Source organism: Pseudaminobacter soli (ex Li et al. 2025) (genome assembly GCF_029892515.1).
GTDB classification, from domain to species: Bacteria; Pseudomonadota; Alphaproteobacteria; order Rhizobiales; family Rhizobiaceae; genus Pseudaminobacter; species Pseudaminobacter soli_A.
Genome location: NZ_JARXVF010000001.1, coordinates 1,973,958 through 1,990,843, shown reverse-complemented (window position 1 = coordinate 1,990,843; position 16,886 = coordinate 1,973,958). Strand labels below are relative to the sequence as shown.

At 65.9% G+C, this 16,886-nt stretch carries 11 protein-coding genes; 7 read left to right on the top strand and 4 right to left on the bottom strand.

Annotated features, from left to right (window positions below; genetic code table 11):
- The first annotated feature begins 25 nt into the window (after positions 1–25).
- The 7 genes from M2281_RS09460 to M2281_RS09430 all read left to right on the top strand — a co-directional run bounded on the left by M2281_RS09460 (position 26) and on the right by M2281_RS09430 (position 12,308).
- Positions 26–2,590, top strand: coding sequence for a sensor histidine kinase (locus M2281_RS09460; protein WP_280820802.1), 2,565 nt, complete (start codon positions 26–28; stop codon positions 2,588–2,590).
- 8 nt (positions 2,591–2,598) lie between these two features.
- The gene (gene tsaE / locus M2281_RS09455; RefSeq protein ID WP_280820800.1) at positions 2,599–4,110 is read left to right on the top strand and encodes a tRNA (adenosine(37)-N6)-threonylcarbamoyltransferase complex ATPase subunit type 1 TsaE; all 1,512 of its coding nucleotides are present in this window, start codon (positions 2,599–2,601) and stop codon (positions 4,108–4,110) included.
- Between the two features lie 8 nt (positions 4,111–4,118).
- On the top strand, positions 4,119–4,841 hold the full coding sequence (locus M2281_RS09450) for a nucleotidyltransferase family protein (RefSeq protein ID WP_280820799.1): 723 nt from the start codon (positions 4,119–4,121) through the stop codon (positions 4,839–4,841).
- Entirely contained in the window at positions 4,838–7,969 is a 3,132-nt protein-coding gene (addB, locus tag M2281_RS09445; protein WP_280820798.1) for a double-strand break repair protein AddB, read from the top strand. Before M2281_RS09450 ends, addB begins: the two co-directional genes overlap by 4 nt.
- Positions 7,966–11,496: a double-strand break repair helicase AddA gene (gene addA / locus M2281_RS09440; RefSeq protein ID WP_280820797.1), complete on the top strand. Its 3,531-nt coding sequence runs from the start codon at positions 7,966–7,968 to the stop codon at positions 11,494–11,496. Before addB ends, addA begins: the two co-directional genes overlap by 4 nt.
- Positions 11,497–11,571: 75 nt before the next feature.
- Complete coding sequence (gene trxA, locus M2281_RS09435; protein ID WP_280820796.1) at positions 11,572–11,892, top strand: thioredoxin; 321 nt, start codon at positions 11,572–11,574, stop codon at positions 11,890–11,892.
- 134 nt (positions 11,893–12,026) lie between these two features.
- A complete protein-coding gene (locus tag M2281_RS09430) occupies positions 12,027–12,308 on the top strand; it encodes a cupin domain-containing protein (RefSeq protein ID WP_280820795.1) in 282 nt (93 codons plus the stop codon).
- A 147-nt stretch (positions 12,309–12,455) separates the two neighbouring features.
- On the opposite strand, the gene M2281_RS09425 is transcribed toward M2281_RS09430, so the two are convergent.
- The 4 genes from M2281_RS09425 to trpB all read right to left on the bottom strand — a co-directional run bounded on the left by M2281_RS09425 (position 12,456) and on the right by trpB (position 16,860).
- Complete coding sequence (locus M2281_RS09425; protein WP_280821167.1) at positions 12,456–13,787, bottom strand: bifunctional folylpolyglutamate synthase/dihydrofolate synthase; 1,332 nt, start codon at positions 13,785–13,787, stop codon at positions 12,456–12,458.
- A gap of 65 nt (positions 13,788–13,852) precedes the next feature.
- Complete coding sequence (gene accD / locus M2281_RS09420) at positions 13,853–14,770, bottom strand: acetyl-CoA carboxylase, carboxyltransferase subunit beta (RefSeq protein WP_280820794.1); 918 nt, start codon at positions 14,768–14,770, stop codon at positions 13,853–13,855.
- 39 nt (positions 14,771–14,809) lie between these two features.
- Positions 14,810–15,637 carry a tryptophan synthase subunit alpha gene (gene trpA, locus M2281_RS09415; RefSeq protein ID WP_280820793.1) on the bottom strand — a complete coding sequence of 276 codons (828 nt, stop codon included), beginning with the start codon at positions 15,635–15,637 and terminating at the stop codon, positions 14,810–14,812.
- Between the two features lie 2 nt (positions 15,638–15,639).
- Positions 15,640–16,860, bottom strand: a complete 1,221-nt coding sequence (gene trpB / locus M2281_RS09410; RefSeq protein WP_280820792.1) for a tryptophan synthase subunit beta — start codon at positions 16,858–16,860, stop codon at positions 15,640–15,642.
- Positions 16,861–16,886: the final 26 nt, after the last annotated feature.

The following is a 16,886-nucleotide window of genomic DNA, read 5'->3' as shown; positions in this document are numbered from 1 at the left end:
AGGCGGCGGCGGAGAGGAACAAGACATGCCGGGCGATAACCCGCTGCAGGCGGGAAAGGCCGTTTCCGGCGGCCACAGGGATTCGAACGAGAAATTGCCCGGGGCGAAGGCCTGGCGGATGGGCTTTTCTGCGCGTTCGCTGAAGCTGGTTCTGCTGGCTGCGACATCTCTGGGCGGCGTTAGCCTTGCCGGTCTTGCGCGGGCCGAAGAGGCCGCCATCGCTGCTTCCGCCGGCCTGCCGGTTGGCGCGGTCGATGTCATGCAACTGGCCGTTTTCCTCGGCGTGATGGGCGCGGCCCTGCTTTCGGCCGTGGCGCTGATCCGCGAGCGTGGCCGGATTGCCGCCGAGAACATCGACCTGCGCACCCGCATTGGCGACCTCAACGCCTCGCTGCAGCGCTCCGACGCTCTGCTCAACCTGCGCGACCAGCGCATCGTCGTCTGGGCCGACAGGCAGAAACCCGAATTGATTGGCGCGCTGCCGGCCGAGACCGCCGCTCCAGAAGACCGTGCTGCATTCCTGGCCTTCGGTCGCTGGCTGACGCCGCGCTCGGCAGCTGCGCTCGACCGCGCCGTGGCCGGATTGCGCGAAAAGGGCGCCCAGTTCGATCTCGTCGTGGAGACGCACACCTCCGCGCCGCTGGAAGTGCAGGGCCGCAAGACGCCTTCGCACACGCTGGTGCGCTTCATCTCCCTGTCCGACACGCAGCGCGAACGGGCGCGCCTGAAGCTCGATAACCAGCGGCTGGCCGCCGATTACGACAACGTGGTCGGTCTCGTTGACGCGCTGAAGATGCCGTTCTGGCTGCGCAGTTCCGATGGCCGGCTGCGCTGGGTGAACCGTGCTTATGCCGAGGCTGTCGAGGCAGCGACGCCCGAAGCGGTCCTGCGCGACGGCAAGGAATTCCTGGGCACCCCGGCGCGCGAGACGATTGCGCAGCATCATGCAGCCCACCCCGTCTTCGAACAGACGCTGTCGACCGTGATCGGCGGCGACCGCCGCATGTTCGCGGTGACCGATTTCGCCAGCGCCGAGGGCGCGGCCGGCATCGCCGTCGACATGAGCAGCGTCGAGGCCATCCACGCGGAATATGAGCGTGCGGTACGCAGCCACGCCGATACGCTCGACCAGCTGACGACGGCGGTAGCCATCTTCGACGAGCAGCAGAAGCTGCGCTTCTTCAACCAGGCGTTCCAGAAGCTGTGGGACCTCGACGTCGGCTTCCTCGACAGCGCGCCAGACAATGCCCTGCTGCTCGACCGCCTGCGCAGCGAGAGCAAGCTCGCCGAGCAACCGGAATGGCGGCGCTGGAAGGAAAACCTGCTTGCCGCCTATCGCGCGGTCGAGTCGCAGGAGCATTGGTGGCATCTGCCCGATGGCCGCACCCTGCGCGTCATCGCCAATCCGCAGCCCAAGGGCGGCGTCACCTGGGTGTTCGAGAATCTGACCGAGCGGATCAATCTCGAAAGCCGCTACAATGCCGCCGTGCGCGTGCAGGGCGAAACGCTCGACAACCTCACCGAGGGCGTTGCCGTGTTCGGCCCTGACGGGCGTATCCGCCTGTCCAATCCGGCCTTTGTCAGCCTTTGGGGGCTGTCGCCGGAGCTGGTGCGCACCAATGCCCACATCTCGGCGATCCGGGCCCAATGCGATACGCTGGCGAAGGAAAGCCCCTGGGCGCATTTCGTTGCTGCCGTCACCGGCTTCGACGAGGAGCGCCGCGACGGTCGCGGCCAGACCGAGCTGAACAACGGCACCGTGCTGCGCTACGCCGTCATCCACCTGCCGAACGGGCAGGTGATGATCACCTTTGTGGACGTCACCGACAGCGTCAACGTTGCGCGCGCCTTCAAGGACAAGAACGAAGCACTCGAGCGCGCCGACCAGCTCAAGAACGATTTCGTCCAGCACGTGTCCTACGAGCTGCGCTCGCCGCTCACCAACATCATCGGCTTCACCGAGCTTTTGGCGCTGCCCACCACCGGACCGCTGTCGCCGCGCCAGCGCGAATATCTGGAGCATATAGGCTCGTCGTCGTCGGTGCTTTTGACCATCGTGAACGACATTCTCGATCTTGCCACCGTGGATGCTGGTATTATGGAGCTGGAGGTCGCCGAGGTGCGCATCGACCAGACCATAGCTGCCGCTGCCGAGCTGGTCTCCGACCGGCTCGAGGAGCATGGCATCCGCCTTTCGGTCGATTCCAGCCAGGCGCCGCAGAGTTTTCATGGCGACGAGATCCGTGTCCGCCAGATCCTCTACAACCTGCTGAGCAACGCGGCCAACTATGCGCCTGAGGCGAGCGCCATCCTGCTCACCTGCCGTCAGACGGCCCAGGGCGTGGAATTCGCCGTGCATGACGACGGCCCCGGCATGCCGCCGGAAATCCTCGACACCGTCTTCCGCCGCTTCGAGCAGCGCGCCAATGGCGGCCGGCGGCGCGGCGCGGGCCTCGGCCTGTCGGTGGTGAAGAGCTTTGTGGAGCTGCATGGCGGCTCGGTGCGTATCGAAACCGGCACGGATCGCGGCACCACCGTGATCTGCCTGTTTCCCAACACCCCGACCGGCGTTCGCCAGGCGGCGGAGTAGCGGTCTCGATGGCCGAAGCAGTTTTTGAGCGTTTCTTGCCCGATGAGCGGGCAACGCTTCGTCTGGGCGAGGACCTGGCGCTGGCCCTGCGTCGCGGCGACGTGCTGGCTCTGCATGGCGATCTCGGCACCGGCAAAACCACGCTGGCGCGCAGCCTGATCCGCGCGCTCGCCGGCGATCCCGAACTCGAAGTGCCGAGCCCGACCTTTACCCTCGTGCAGGTCTATGAGGGTCGCCTGCCGATCCAGCATTTCGACCTTTACCGCCTGTCGTCCGAGGAAGAGCTCGACGAGCTCGGCTTCGACGACGCGCTGGAGCAGGGCGCGGCCCTTGTCGAATGGCCGGAAAAGGCCGGCGACCGGATGCCGAAAACCGCCATCCGCGTCGAGCTAACCGAGGAGGGCGCCGGGCGCCGTGTTCGGATCATCTCGCCGGATGCGGCGGCGGGAACACGCATTGCGCGTTCCTTCGCCATCCGCGATTTTCTTGAACGTTCCGGCTGGGGCGAGGCCTCGCGCGCGCATCTGACCGGCGACGCCTCGGCGCGCTCCTACGAGATCGTGACGCTCGAAGGCCAGGCGCCCCGCGTTCTCATGAACTCGCCCGAGCTGGTGCTGGGCCCGCCCGTGCGCGACGGCAAGGCCTATGCCGAAATCGCCCACACCGCGCGCACCGTCGCCGCCTTTGTCGCGCTTGATCGCGCGCTGCATGAGGGCGGCGTCTGCGTGCCGGAGATCTATTCCCAGGACCTCGAAAACGGCTTTCTGCTGATCGAGGATCTCGGCTCGGAAGGTTTTTTGGACGACGGTAAGCCCTTGGTGGAGCGCTATGTCGCCGCTGCCGGGCTGCTCGCCATACTGCACGGCAAGTCATGGCCGGACCACATCGAGGTTGCGCCCGGCGTCGTGCACACCGTGCCGCCTTTCGACCGCGACGCCATGCTGATCGAGGTCGAGTTGCTGCTCGACTGGTATGTGCCGGCGGCGACCGGTAAGCCGGCCGATGCCGGATTGCGTGACGAATTCCGCCGCCTCTGGAACGCCCTGATCGACCGGCTTGAGCGCGCCGAAAGAAGCCTCGTGCAACGCGATTTCCACTCGCCCAATATCATCTGGCGGGCAGAGCGCAGCGGTTTCGACCGGCTGGGCGTCATCGATTTCCAGGACGCGCTGATCGGGCCTTCGGCCTATGACGTCGCCTCGCTCGCCATGGATGCGCGCGTGACCGTGCCGGAACAGATCGAGGCAGCCACGACAAAAGCCTATGTCGCGGCCCGGCAGGCCGCCGGCGGCTTTGATGCTGAAGCTTTTGCCGAGGCCTATGCCATCATGGCCGCGCAACGGAATTCGAAGATCCTCGGCATCTTCGTTCGGCTCGACCGCCGCGACGGCAAGCCGGACTATCTAAAACATCTGCCGCGCATCCGCGACTATCTGCGCCGGGCGTTCACTCATCCTGTTCTTGCCGAATTGCGCGATTTCTATCAGGTTCACGGCTTCACCGAGGACGTAGAGCTTTGACGAGACGCATGCCCGAAACCGCCATGGTCCTTGCCGCTGGGCTCGGCAAGCGCATGCGGCCGATCACCGATACGATCCCGAAGCCCCTGGTGCGGGTGGCCGGCAAGACGCTGCTGGACTGGGGGCTAGACAGCCTGGCCGAGGCCGGCGTGGCGAAGGCGGTGGTCAACGTCCATTATTTCCCCGAGCAGATCGTCGCCCATGTGGCCGGGCGCCAAAGGCCGGCCGTGACAATCTCGGACGAAAGCGACGAGCTGCTCGATTCCGCCGGCGGTATCGTGAAAGCGTTGCCACAGCTTGGCGCCGAGCCCTTTCTCATCATCAACGCTGACACCTTCTGGATCGATCGCGACCAGCCCAATCTCGAGCGCCTAGCCCTTGCATGGGAGGCGTCGAGAATGGATATTCTGCTCATGCTTGCGGAACTTTCTTCGGCAACCGGCCATAGCGGCGGCACCGATTTCCTGATCGGCCCCGACGGCACGCTGAAGCGAGCGGCGGGGGACCCCACGGGCGTGGTCTATGCCGGTGCGGCGATCATCCACCCGCGCATATTTGACGGCGTCGAAGCCACGCCGCACTCGCTCAACCTCTATTTCGACCGCGCCATTGCCACGGGCCGGCTCCATGGCATGAAGATGGAAGGGCGCTGGATCACCGTCGGCACGCCCGATGCCATCGCGCCTGCGGAAGCGGCGGTCGCCGGCGCCATGGCGGCGCAGAACGCATGAGCGGACGCGCCGTCCCACGCCTGTTTTCCATTCCGCCCGGTGCCGCCTTCTTGCCGACGCTGGCTGAAAGCCTGCTCGACGGAAGCCTGATCCCCGATTTCCAATTCGACGGCGATCCGCTGGCGCTGGCCGACGTCACCATCTATGTGCCGACGCGCCGCGCCGCGCGCGAGCTGCGCAGCGTGTTCGTCGAGAAGGCGAAGGGCGGCTCGGCCATCCTGCCGACGATCCGGCCGCTTGGTGAATTCGATGAGGACGAGGCCCTTTTCGCGCCCGAAGGTGCGGGCGAGATCGACTTTGCGCCGCCGATCGCGGCGATCGACCGTCTGCTGCTGCTCGCCCCTTTGGTACGCAGCTGGAAGCGCCGGCTGCCGGCCCACGTCGCGAGCCTCTTTGAGGAAGAAATCGTCGTTCCTGCCTCGGCGGCCGATGCTGTGTGGCTGGCGCGCGATCTGGCCGGGCTGATGGACGAGATCGAGACCGAGGGCTCGGACTGGGCGCGGCTTCATGATCTGGTTTCCGGCGACCTCGCCAACTGGTGGCAGGTGACGCTCGATTTCCTCGAAATCGTCATGACCGCCTGGCCGAACCTTCTGGCCGAGCTCGACCGCTCCAACCCCGCTGCGCACCGCAATGCGCTGATCCGGCTAGAGGCGGAGCGCCTGCGCCAACGGCCGCCGCAGGGGCCGGTCATCGCCGCCGGCTCCACCGGCTCCATCCCCGCCACCGCGGAGCTTTTGTCGGCCATCGCGCGGCTGTCGCGCGGGGCCGTGGTGCTGCCCGGCCTCGATCGCGGCATGGACGAGCGTTCCTGGTCGATCATTTCGGCCGATATTCAGCCCGCTGCCGTTCTCGGCCATCCGCAATTCGGTCTCGCCAAGCTTCTGAAGAAGATCGGCATTTTGCGCGCTGACGTCGAGGAGATCGGTGCAGTCGCGCCGGCGTTGGCTTTGCGCGATGCGCTGGTCGCGCAGTCCTTGCTGCCGGCCGAAACCACCGACGCCTGGGCCGGCCAGAGGGCAGGGGTTTCCGAGACGGACGTTGAAAGCGCCTTTGCGGGGGTGACGCTGCTCGAAGCCGCAGGCGAGCGCGACGAGGCGGTGGCGATTGCGCTCGCCCTGCGCCAGGCGATTGCCGATTCCGGCCACAAGGCGGCCCTCGTCACCGGCGATCGCAACCTTGCGCGGCGCGTCTCTGTCGAGCTTCTGCGCTTCGGCATCCAGGCCAACGATTCCGGCGGCACGCCGCTGGCCAACACGCCGCCCGGCGCGCTGCTCCGCATCATGCTGCAGGCGGCGTTCCGGCCGGGCGATCCGGTCTCGGTTCTGTCGCTGCTAAAGCATCCGCTGCTGTCGCTCGGCATGGAGCGTCGTCAAGTTCGCCACGCCGCCGAAACCATCGAGCTTGTTGTGCTGCGCGGCGGCACCGGCCGGCCCGATGTCGCCCATCTCGGAACCCTGTTCGAGGAGCGCCTTGCAGGGCTGGCTGGCGAAGCGCGAAAACCGTTTTGGGAAACGCGCCTGACCGAAAGGCGGCTTACCGATGCCCGCGCCGTGCTCGCGCGTCTCGACGAAGCGCTGGCGCCGCTGGTCGCCTTCCGGGGCGAAGGCGAGGTGGAACTTTCGGCCATCGTCCGTGCCACCGTCACGGTGCTCGAAGCGCTTGGCCGGAGCGCCGATGGCAGCCTGACCGAACTCTATGGCGGCGAGGCGGGCGAGAAGCTGGCCGACCTGCTGCGCGGGCTGGTGGCAACCACCGCGCCCTTCTCATTCTCTGCCGAGGAATGGCCGGATGTGGCCGAAGCGCTGGTCGCGCCGGAGGTGGTGAAGCCCGCGCACGGCGGCGATGGCCGGGTCTCGATCTGGGGCGCGCTCGAAGCCCGCCTGCTGAGCGTCGACACGCTCATAGTCGGTGGGCTGAATGAGGGCGTGTGGCCGCGCAAGGCGCAGGCCGACCGCTTCATGTCGCGCCTCATGAAGACCGGCATCGAGCTTGAGCCGCCCGAACGGCGTATCGGCCAGTCGGCGCATGATTTCCAGATGGCGCTGGGCACGCCGCGGGTCATCCTGACCCGCTCGGCGCGGTCGGGCGATGCGCCGGCCGTGTCCTCGCGCTGGCTGCAGCGTATTTTGACCTTCGCCGGGGCAGACACTGCGACTGCCATGCGCGCTCGCGGCGAGGAGCTGCTCGGCTGGGCCCGCGCGCTGGATGCCGGCCCGCAGATCCCCTTCGCCGAACGCCCGCAGCCGAAACCGCCGGTAGACGCGCGGCCGCGCCATTTCTCCGTCACCGAGATTGAGACGCTGCGCCGCGACCCCTATGCGATCTATGCCAAGCGCATCCTCAAGCTGATGCCGCTGGAAGAGCTGGTACGCGATCCGGGTGCTGCCGAGCGCGGCACGCTGTTCCACGACATCATGCAGCGTTTTACGACCTCCGGCATCGATCCGAAGGCAGGCACTGCGCTCGATGTTCTGCTCGAGGCCGGCCGCGCTGCCTTCGACGAAGCCAATCTGCCGGAAGACGTGCGCGCCGTGTGGTGGCCGCGCTTCGAGAAGCTGGCCGAAAACATCATCGTTTGGGAGCGCAGCCGCGCCCTCGGCACCAAGGCCCGCCACCCGGAAGCGCGCGCCGAAAAGACGCCGGTCGGCGCTTCGGGCATAACGCTGTCCGGCTATGCCGACCGCGTCGACCTGCTTGCCGCCGGCATGGCCGATATCATCGACTACAAGACCGGCTCCTCGCCCTCCAAGGCGCAGGCGCACACGCTGCTTGCCCCGCAGCTCGCGCTGGAAGGCGCGCTTTTGAAGCGCGGCGCGTTCCACGACCTGGGGTCGCTGCAGCCGGCGGACCTCGCTTTCGTACGCTTCAAGCCCAATGGCGAGGTGTTCGAGGAATCCATCCTCGACTACAACCGCAAGCCGCGCCCGGCCGGCGATCTGGCCGAAGAAGCCTGGCAGCGGCTGGAGGAACTGCTGCTGCACTACAATCGCGCGCCGACTGGCTATCTGTCTCGCGCCTTGCCGTTCCGCGAAGGCGAGACCGATGGGGACTACGACCATCTGGCGCGCGTGCTGGAATGGTCGGCCGGCGGCGACAATGCGGGCGAATCCGGGGGCGAGGAATGAGGAAGATTTTCTCCGTTCCCACCGAAACCGTCGAGCGGCAGGCCAAGGCCGCCAACCCGCAAAACTCGGTCTGGGTGTCGGCCAATGCCGGCTCGGGCAAGACGCATGTGCTGTCGCAACGCGTCATCCGGCTTTTGCTCGAAGGCACGGACCCATCAAAAATCCTGTGCCTCACCTATACGCGCGCGGCCGCCGCAAACATGTCCAACCGCGTTTTCGGCAATCTGTCGAAATGGACCATGCTGGACGACGAGGCATTGCGCGCCGAGATCGAGAAGCTGGAGGGCAGGGCGCCAAACACTGAGAAGCTGCGCCGCGCGCGCCGGCTGTTTGCCGAGGCGCTGGAAACGCCGGGCGGCCTGAAGATCCAGACCATCCACGCCTTCTGCGAATCCGTGCTGCACCAGTTCCCGCTGGAGGCGAACATCGCCGCCCACTTCCAGATGCTCGACCCGCTGATGGAAGAGACGCTGTTTGCCACCGCCCGCCGCGAGATGGTGACGGGCGCGGTAGCCGCCGATCATCCCGAGCTTGCCGAAGCCTTTGCCATGGTGCTGGAGCGCGGCGGCGAGGCAGGGCTGGATGCGCTGCTTTCCGAGATTGTCGCCAAGCGCGACGGCTTGCGCGCCTTCATCGACGCGATCGGCCATGACCCGGCCTATCCGGCATTGTTCGAGGAATTCGGCTTTTCGCCGGACGACACGGCCGAAGGCATCGCGGATTCCATCTGGCCGCTGCCCGGTTTCCCCGGCAACGTCTTTACCGAGTTCGCGCTGGCCGCGGAGGCCGTCGACGCGCGCCGCGCGCTGGACAGCATCATTCCCGATGCGGCGCGCGCCTTCGAGGAGCGCGATCCGATCGCGCGGCTAAAACTACTTGCAAAAGCCTTTCTGAAGTCGGACGGCGATCCCTACGACCCGGTAAAAACCTTCAAGAAGGCGCTGCACGACCGCATGCCGGACCTGGCCGAGCGTTATTCGGCCGCCGCTGCCGCGATCATCGCCACGTCCGACCGGCTGGCGATGTTCCGCATGCTGGAAGGCACGCGTGCGGCGCTGACAATCGCCGACTGGCTGATTGGCCGCTACGAGCGGCTGAAGACCGGGCGCGGCTTCCTCGACTTCAACGACCTCATCACCCGAACCGTGCGCCTGCTTGCCCGGCAGGATGCCGGCCCCTGGGTGCAGTACAAGCTCGACAAGGGCATCGACCATATCCTGCTCGACGAGGCGCAGGACACCAGCCCCGACCAATGGGAGGTGGTGAAGCGCCTGGCCGAGGAGTTTTTCGCCGGCCACAGCGCGCGCGACAATGTCCACCGCACGGTCTTTGCCGTGGGCGATGAAAAGCAGTCGATCTATTCGTTCCAGGGTGCGGCGCCCGAATCCTTCGCCCGCACCGGCCATGAATTTTCGCAGCGCGTGCGCGCCGCCAACGGCAATTTCGAGCCGGTCAAGCTCACGCTGTCCTTCCGCTCCACCGACGACGTGCTGCACGCCGTCGACACGGTGTTTTCGAGCGAGGAGACGCGGCGCGGCATCACGCTCGATCCTGGCCCGGTGCAGCACAACGCCATCCGCGCCGGCGCGCCCGGCTATGTTGAGGTCTGGCCGTCGATCGGCGCCGATGTGGCCGAGGAGCCGGACGACTGGACGCAGGCCATCGACCATGCCCATGCCCCGGCGGTGCGCGTCGCCGAAAATGTCGCCGCCACCATCCAGAACTGGATCCGCTCAGGCGAGGTCATCGAGGGCAGCGGCAAGCTTCTGTCGGCCGGCGATGTCATCGTGCTGGTGCGCAAGCGCGACCGTTTTGTCCATGCGCTGGCTCGCAGCCTGAAGAACCGCGGCATCGCGGTGGCGGGCGCCGACCGCCTCAGCCTGCCGGGCCATATTGCGGTGAAGGATTTGATGGCGCTCGGCCGCTTCCTGATCCAGCCCGAGGACGATCTTTCCCTTGCCGCGATCCTCAAAAGCCCGATCTTCCGGCTGAGCGAGGAAACGCTGTTCGATCTGGCCTATGGGCGCCCCGCCGGCGTGTCGCTCTACACCTCGCTGCGCCGCAAGGCGGAGAATGCACCGGAACTGGCCGCGGTGACAAAGCGGCTGGAGGACTGGGCGACCGAAGCCGCTTACAAGCCGGTCTTCGAGTTCTACTCGGGTCTTTTGGGCCGCGATGGCGTGCGCAAGGAGATGATTTCGCGACTGGGGCAGGACGCGGGCGACATCCTCGACGAGTTTCTGTCATTCTGCCTTGCCGAGGAACGCACGGGGCTTCCGGGCCTCGAATCCTTCCTCGCGACGCTGGAAAGCGCCGGGCCTGAGATCAAGCGCGAGATGGACCAGACGCGCGACGAAGTGCGCATCATGACCGCGCACGCCTCCAAGGGGCTTGAGGCGCCGGTGGTGTTCCTGGTCGATGGCGGGGCCACGCCCTTCAGCGACCAGCACCTGCCGCGCCTGATGCCCTTCGAGGCCAAGGGCGAGGAGTTGCGCCGGACGAAGGGCTATCTCTGGCGCTCGGGCACCGACGTCAAAAACCTCTACTCGCAGGCGATGTCGGACACGCTGAAGGAGCGTGCCGACGACGAATATCGCCGCCTGCTCTATGTCGGCATGACGCGCGCCGAGGACCGGCTGATCGTCTGCGGCTACCATGGCAAACGCGCGCCGAACCCCACCACCTGGCATGCGCTGGTCAGCAAGGCGCTGATCGCGTCGGGCAAATGCGAGGAACGCGCCCATCCCGTCCAGCCGGACACACTCGTGCATCGCTTTCGCGTGACGCCACTCCCGGAGGTCCAGCTGATGGCTGAACCGCCGGTGGCCAAGAAGGAGAAACAGCTGGCGACCATCCCACTGGCGCTGTTGGAAAAGTTGCCCGCGGTCGAACTCCTGCCGCGGCCGCTCTCGCCGTCCGGCGCTACAGCGCTCATCGACGAGACGTCCGAGCCCGTAGTGTCCACGCGCTCGCCGGTGCTCGATCCGGAGGTAGAGCCGGGCTTTGCCGTCGCACGCGGCCTGGTGCTGCACAAGCTGTTGCAGATGCTGCCCGGCGTGGCCGAGGAAGACCGGCAGGCGGCGGCGGCGCTGCGCTATCTGGCCCGCGCAGGTGCTTCGTGGAAGGATGAGGAGCGGGAGACGCTGCTGACCTCCGTCGAAGCGATCCTGGCGTCGGAGGATTTCGCGCCGCTGTTCGCGACCGGTTCGCGCGCCGAAGTCGCGATCATGGGCAGCGTGACGGTCAAGGGCAAGGAGCGCACGGTTTCGGGCAAGATAGACCGGCTGGCGGTGACGGCCGACGAGGTGCTGATCGTCGACTACAAGACCAACCGGCCCGCGCCAGCCACATTCGCGCAGGTGCCGCTCGCCTATGTCACGCAGCTTGCGCTCTACCGCGCGCTGCTGAAATCGCTCTATCCGGGCCGGCGCGTGTCGGCCGCACTCCTGTTCACGGAGATTCCGGGGCTGATCCGGATTCCTGAGGCGGCAATGGATGATGCCCTTGCTCGACTCAGCGCGTCGTGACACAAACTCTGCTTGAACGCCTGCTCAACTGGCACCATATGTAGCGCGACTTCTTACTCCCGAAAGGATTTCATCATGGCCACGGTCAAGGTCGACAAGAGCAACTTCAAGGCTGACGTGCTGGACGCTGAAGGTCCGGTTGTGGTGGACTTCTGGGCTGAGTGGTGCGGTCCTTGCAAGATGATCGGCCCGTCGCTGGAAGAGATCTCGAACGAGCTCGCGGGCAAGGTGAAGATCACCAAGCTCAACATCGACGAGAATCCGGAGCTGGCCGCGCAGTATGGCGTGCGCTCCATTCCGACCCTCATGATCTTCAAGGGCGGCGAAGTGGCTGACATCAAGGTTGGCGCCGCGCCCAAGACCGCTCTTGCGAGCTGGATCGGCAACGCCGCCTGATCCTTCCGAGAGATGCCAAAAAGCCCGGCCAAGTGCCGGGCTTTTTCTTTGGCGCGTCGATTTTCCTGCCGCTGGCTCTCGTCCATGCGCTGGCTTCGCCTTCTTGTCGCGGGAAAGCGAAAAAGGAGAAAGCCATGTCCGAATCAGCCAAATCGACCGTCTTCATCGACAATGACCGCGTCGTCGTCACCGAATGGCGCTTTGCTCCGGGCGCCAGCACCGGCTGGCACCGCCACGGCCACGACTATGTCGTCGTGCCGCTGATGGACGGCAAGGTGAAGCTTCTGACCAAGGACGGCGAGCTACTCGCCGAGATGAAGAAGGGCGTGCCCTATTACCGCTCCGAAGGCGTCGAGCACGACGTCATCAACGCCAATGACGGCGAATATGCCTTTATCGAGATTGAGCTGAAGTAGTGGTGCCTCCTTCGAGGCTCCCCTTCGCAAGCTCAGGGTCGCACCTCAGGATGAGGGCGGCAGGCGCCACCCAAGGTCCCGGAGAACCTCGAACTACGAAAATGCCTATCTGATAACGCAGCGGATTATCGAGCGGGCCTGCCAGCCTCAGACCGGCGGCGTGCCGTTTTCGGCCAGAACCGCGCCGGCGAGATAGAGTGAGCCGCCGATCAGAATGCGCGGTGGCGGCTCGGAATGATCCCAGGTGTCGCGCAGCAGCATCAGCGCCTCCGCCACCGAACTGACCGGCTCCGCCGAAAGCCCGGCGTCGCTCGCCCGCACGGCGAGTTCGGCGTTGGGCACGCTGGCGTCGCTGAAGGCCACCGGCACGGTGTAGACATGCCGGGCAATGCCCTTGAAGGCACGGAAATAGCCGGTCTGGTCCTTGGTGTTGATCATGCCGCTGATCAAGAACAGCGGCCGCGCGAATTTCTCTTCCTGTTCGGTCAGAGCCTCGGCGATGACCATGCCCGCGCCGGGATTGTGGCCGCCGTCGAGCCAGATCTCGGTGCCGGCAGGCGCCAGCTCGGTCAGCTTGCCCTGCGGCAGGCGCTGCATGCGGCCCGGCCAGCTCACGGTCGTCATCGCGGTATTTGCCGCGTGCTCGTCAAGCTCGAAGCCTGCGGCGCGCACGCCGGCAATTGCGGCCGCAGCGTTGGCGTATTGATGGCGGCCGGGCAGGCGCGGCAGTGAAAGGTCCATCAGGCCATCCTGGTCCTGATAGATCAGGCGGCCATGCTCTTGCGTTGCGATGAAATCCTGGCCGTAGACGGCCAGCGGGGAGCCGAGCCGCTCGGCGGTCGAGACCAGCACTTCGCGTGCGGCGTCGCTTTCCTGCGCGCCCACGATCACCGGGCATCCGCGCTTGATGATGCCGGCCTTTTCGGCCGCGATCAGTTCGACCCGGTCGCCCAGATAGGCTTCGTGGTCTAGCGACACCGGCATGATCACCGAAACCGCCGGCTTCTCGATGACATTGGTGGCGTCGAAGCGCCCGCCGAGCCCCACCTCAATGATCGCAGCGTCGGCCGGGTGTTCCGAAAACAGCAGGAAGGTGACGGCAGTGAGGATCTCGAAGACCGTGATGGTCTCGCCGGCATTGGCGTCGGCCACGCGCCCGATGGCGTCAGCCAAAACGTCGTCGGCGACGAACTTGCCACCGCCTTCGGCCGCGAGCCGATAGCGCTCATGCCAGTTCACCAGATGCGGCGAGGTGTGCACATGCACCCGGTAGCCCGCCGCTTCCAGCAGCGCGCGCGAGAAGGCCGCGGCCGAGCCCTTGCCGTTGGTGCCGGCAATGTGGATCACCGGCGGCAGCTTGTCCTGGGGATTGCCGAGGCGTTCGAGCAGGCGCGATATGCGATCCAGCGAAAGGTCGAAACCTTTCGGGTGCAGCGTCATCAGATGCTCGATCTGGCGGTCGGCAAGAAGCGTGGACATGGACATCAAGGGCTCCTCCCCCGGAGCGAAAGTCACGGGACCGCGCTGGCGCAGTCCCGTCCAGGTCAGGCTTGCGGCCGCGCCTCGGTCGGCAGCGACACCAGCGGCATGGGCACAGCTTCGGCTTCATTCGCCGGCATCTTCAGCAGGATCTTGAGCAACTGGGCAACGGTCGCCTTCATCTTGAGGCGCGAGACGACCATGTCGACCATGCCGTGATCCATCAGATATTCGGAGCGCTGGAAGCCATCAGGCAGCTTTTCACGGATGGTCTGCTCGATGACGCGCGGGCCGGCAAAACCGATCAGTGCGCCGGGCTCGGCAATGTGCACGTCGCCCAGCATCGCGTAGGAGGCGGTGACGCCGCCGGTCGTCGGGTTGGTCAGCACCACGATATAGGGCAGGCCGGCTTCCTTCAGCCGGTCGAGGGCCACGGTCGTGCGCGGCAGCTGCATCAGGGACAGGATGCCTTCCTGCATGCGCGCGCCGCCCGAAGCGGCGAACAGGATAAGCGGCCGGCGCTTGTCGACCGCAGTCTCGAAGGCCTTGATGATGGCGTCGCCTGCGGCCATGCCGAGCGAGCCGCCCATGAAGGCGAAGTCCTGAACGGTAACGACCACCGGCAGACCCTCGATCGTGCCGAGCGCATTGAGGATCGCGTCCTCCATGCTGGTCTTGGTCTTGGCGTCCTTCAGCCGGTCGACATAGCGCTTCTCGTCGCGGAACTTCAGCGGGTCGACCATGACCTTCGGGTTCTCGATGGTCTCGTACTCGCCGTCGTCGAAGAAGAATTTCAGCCGCTCGCGCGCCGAGATCTTCATGTGATGACCCGACGAGGGGATGACGTACTGGTTGTCTTCCAGATCCTTGTGGAAGACCATCTCGCCGCTCTCGGGATCCTTGATCCAGAGGTTGTCCGGCATTTCGCGCCGGCCGAGCATCGAGTTGATCTTCGGGCGAACGAAGTTGGTGATCCAGTTCATGGCATCCATTCCTGTGATGTCAAAGACATGGGAATATTATCAGGCAACAGCAAGGCGCGCCGAACGCACGCCGCCTGCCAGGTCTTCGACCAGCGCCGACACGGCCTGCACGGCAGACGCGCCGCCTGCCGCATTGGCGATTGCATTGACGACCGCTGTGCCGACGACAACCCCATCTGCGACCGCGCCGATGACGCGGGCCTGCTCGGCGGTCTTGACGCCGAAGCCGACGCAGACCGGCAGGTCGGTGTGGCCCTTGATGCGGGTGACGGCGGCGGCCACCTTGTCGGTGTCGGCCAGCGCCGCACCGGTGATGCCGGTCATAGAGACGTAGTAGACGAAGCCCGAGGTGTTCTGCAGAACCTTGGGCAGGCGGTGGTCGTCGGTGGTCGGCGTCGCAAGGCGGATGAAGTTGATGCCCGCCTTCAGCGCCGGCACGCAGAGTTCCTGATCCATTTCCGGCGGCAGATCGACCACGATCAGCCCGTCGATGCCGGCTTCGAGCGCGTCGGCGAGGAAGCGGTCGACGCCGTAGATGTAGATCGGGTTGTAGTAGCCCATCAGAACGATCGGCGTGTCGTTGTCGCCCGAAGCGCGGAAGTCGCGCGCCATCTGCAGCGTCTTCTTCAGCGTCTGGCCGCCCCTCAGCGCGCGCAGGCCAGCCGCCTGGATCGCCGGGCCATCGGCCATCGGGTCGGAGAAGGGCATGCCGAGCTCGATCACGTCGGCGCCCGCCTTGGGCAGCGACTTCATGATGGCCAGCGAGGTGTCGTAGTCCGGGTCGCCAGCCATGAAATAGGTGACGAGAGCCGGACGGCCCTCGGCCTTGAGCTTTTCGAAGCGGCGGTCGATGCGGGTGATGGTCATTCTCAGATCTCCATGCCCAGCATCTTGGCGACCGTGTGCACGTCCTTGTCGCCGCGACCCGAAAGGTTGACGATCATGATCTGATCCTTGCCCATGGTCGGCGCGATCTTCATCGCATGTGCGATGGCATGGGCCGATTCAAGCGCGGGGATGATGCCTTCGACGCGCGTCGTGACCTGGAAGGCGTCCAGCGCCTCGTCGTCGAGGATCGGCACATAGTCGACGCGGCCGCTGTCGCGCAGCCAGCTGTGCTCGGGGCCGACGCCCGGATAGTCGAGGCCGGCCGAGATCGAGTGGCCGTCGAGGATCTGCCCATCGTCGTTCTGGAGCAGGTAGGTGCGGTTGCCGTGCAGCACGCCGGGGCGGCCGGCGCTCATCGAGGCGCAGTGCTCGACGCCCTCGAGGCCGCGTCCGCCGGCTTCGACGCCGATGATCTTCACATTGCGGTCGTCGAGGAAGGGGTGGAACAGGCCGATGGCGTTCGAGCCGCCGCCGACGGCGGCGATGATGACGTCAGGCAGGCGGCCTTCCTGCTCCAGCATCTGCGCGCGTGCTTCGGTGCCGATCACCGACTGGAAGTCGCGCACCAGCTCGGGATAGGGGTGCGGCCCGGCGGCGGTGCCGATCAGGTAATAGGTGTCCTCGACATTGGTCACCCAGTCGCGCAGCGCCTCGTTCATGGCGTCCTTCAGCGTGCCGTGGCCGGATTCGACCGCGCGCACTTCGGCGCCGAGGAGCTTCATGCGGAAGACGTTGGGCTTCTGCCGCTCAACGTCGGTGGCGCCCATATAGACGATGCAGGGATAGCCGAAGCGCGCGGAAACCGTAGCGGAGGCTACGCCGTGCTGGCCGGCGCCGGTTTCGGCGATGATGCGCTTCTTGCCCATGCGCTTGGCGAGCAGGATCTGGCCGAGGCAGTTATTGATCTTGTGGCTGCCGGTGTGGTTCAGGTCCTCGCGCTTGAAATAGATCTTCGCGCCGCCGAGATGCTTCGTCAGGCCTTCGGCGTAGTACAGCTTCGAGGGCCGGCCGGCGTAGAAGGTGGAGAGCGCGGTCAGTTCCGCGCGGAAGGCGGGATCGTTCTTGGCCGCGTTCCAGTGCTGCTCCAGGTCGAGGATCAGCGGCATCAATGTTTCGGCGACGAAACGGCCGCCGAAAATGCCGAACATGCCCTGCTCGTCGGGACCGGTACGGAAGGAATTGGGCTCTGCCGGCTGGTTCACGGCCGCTCTCCTAAGACTGGTTCGAA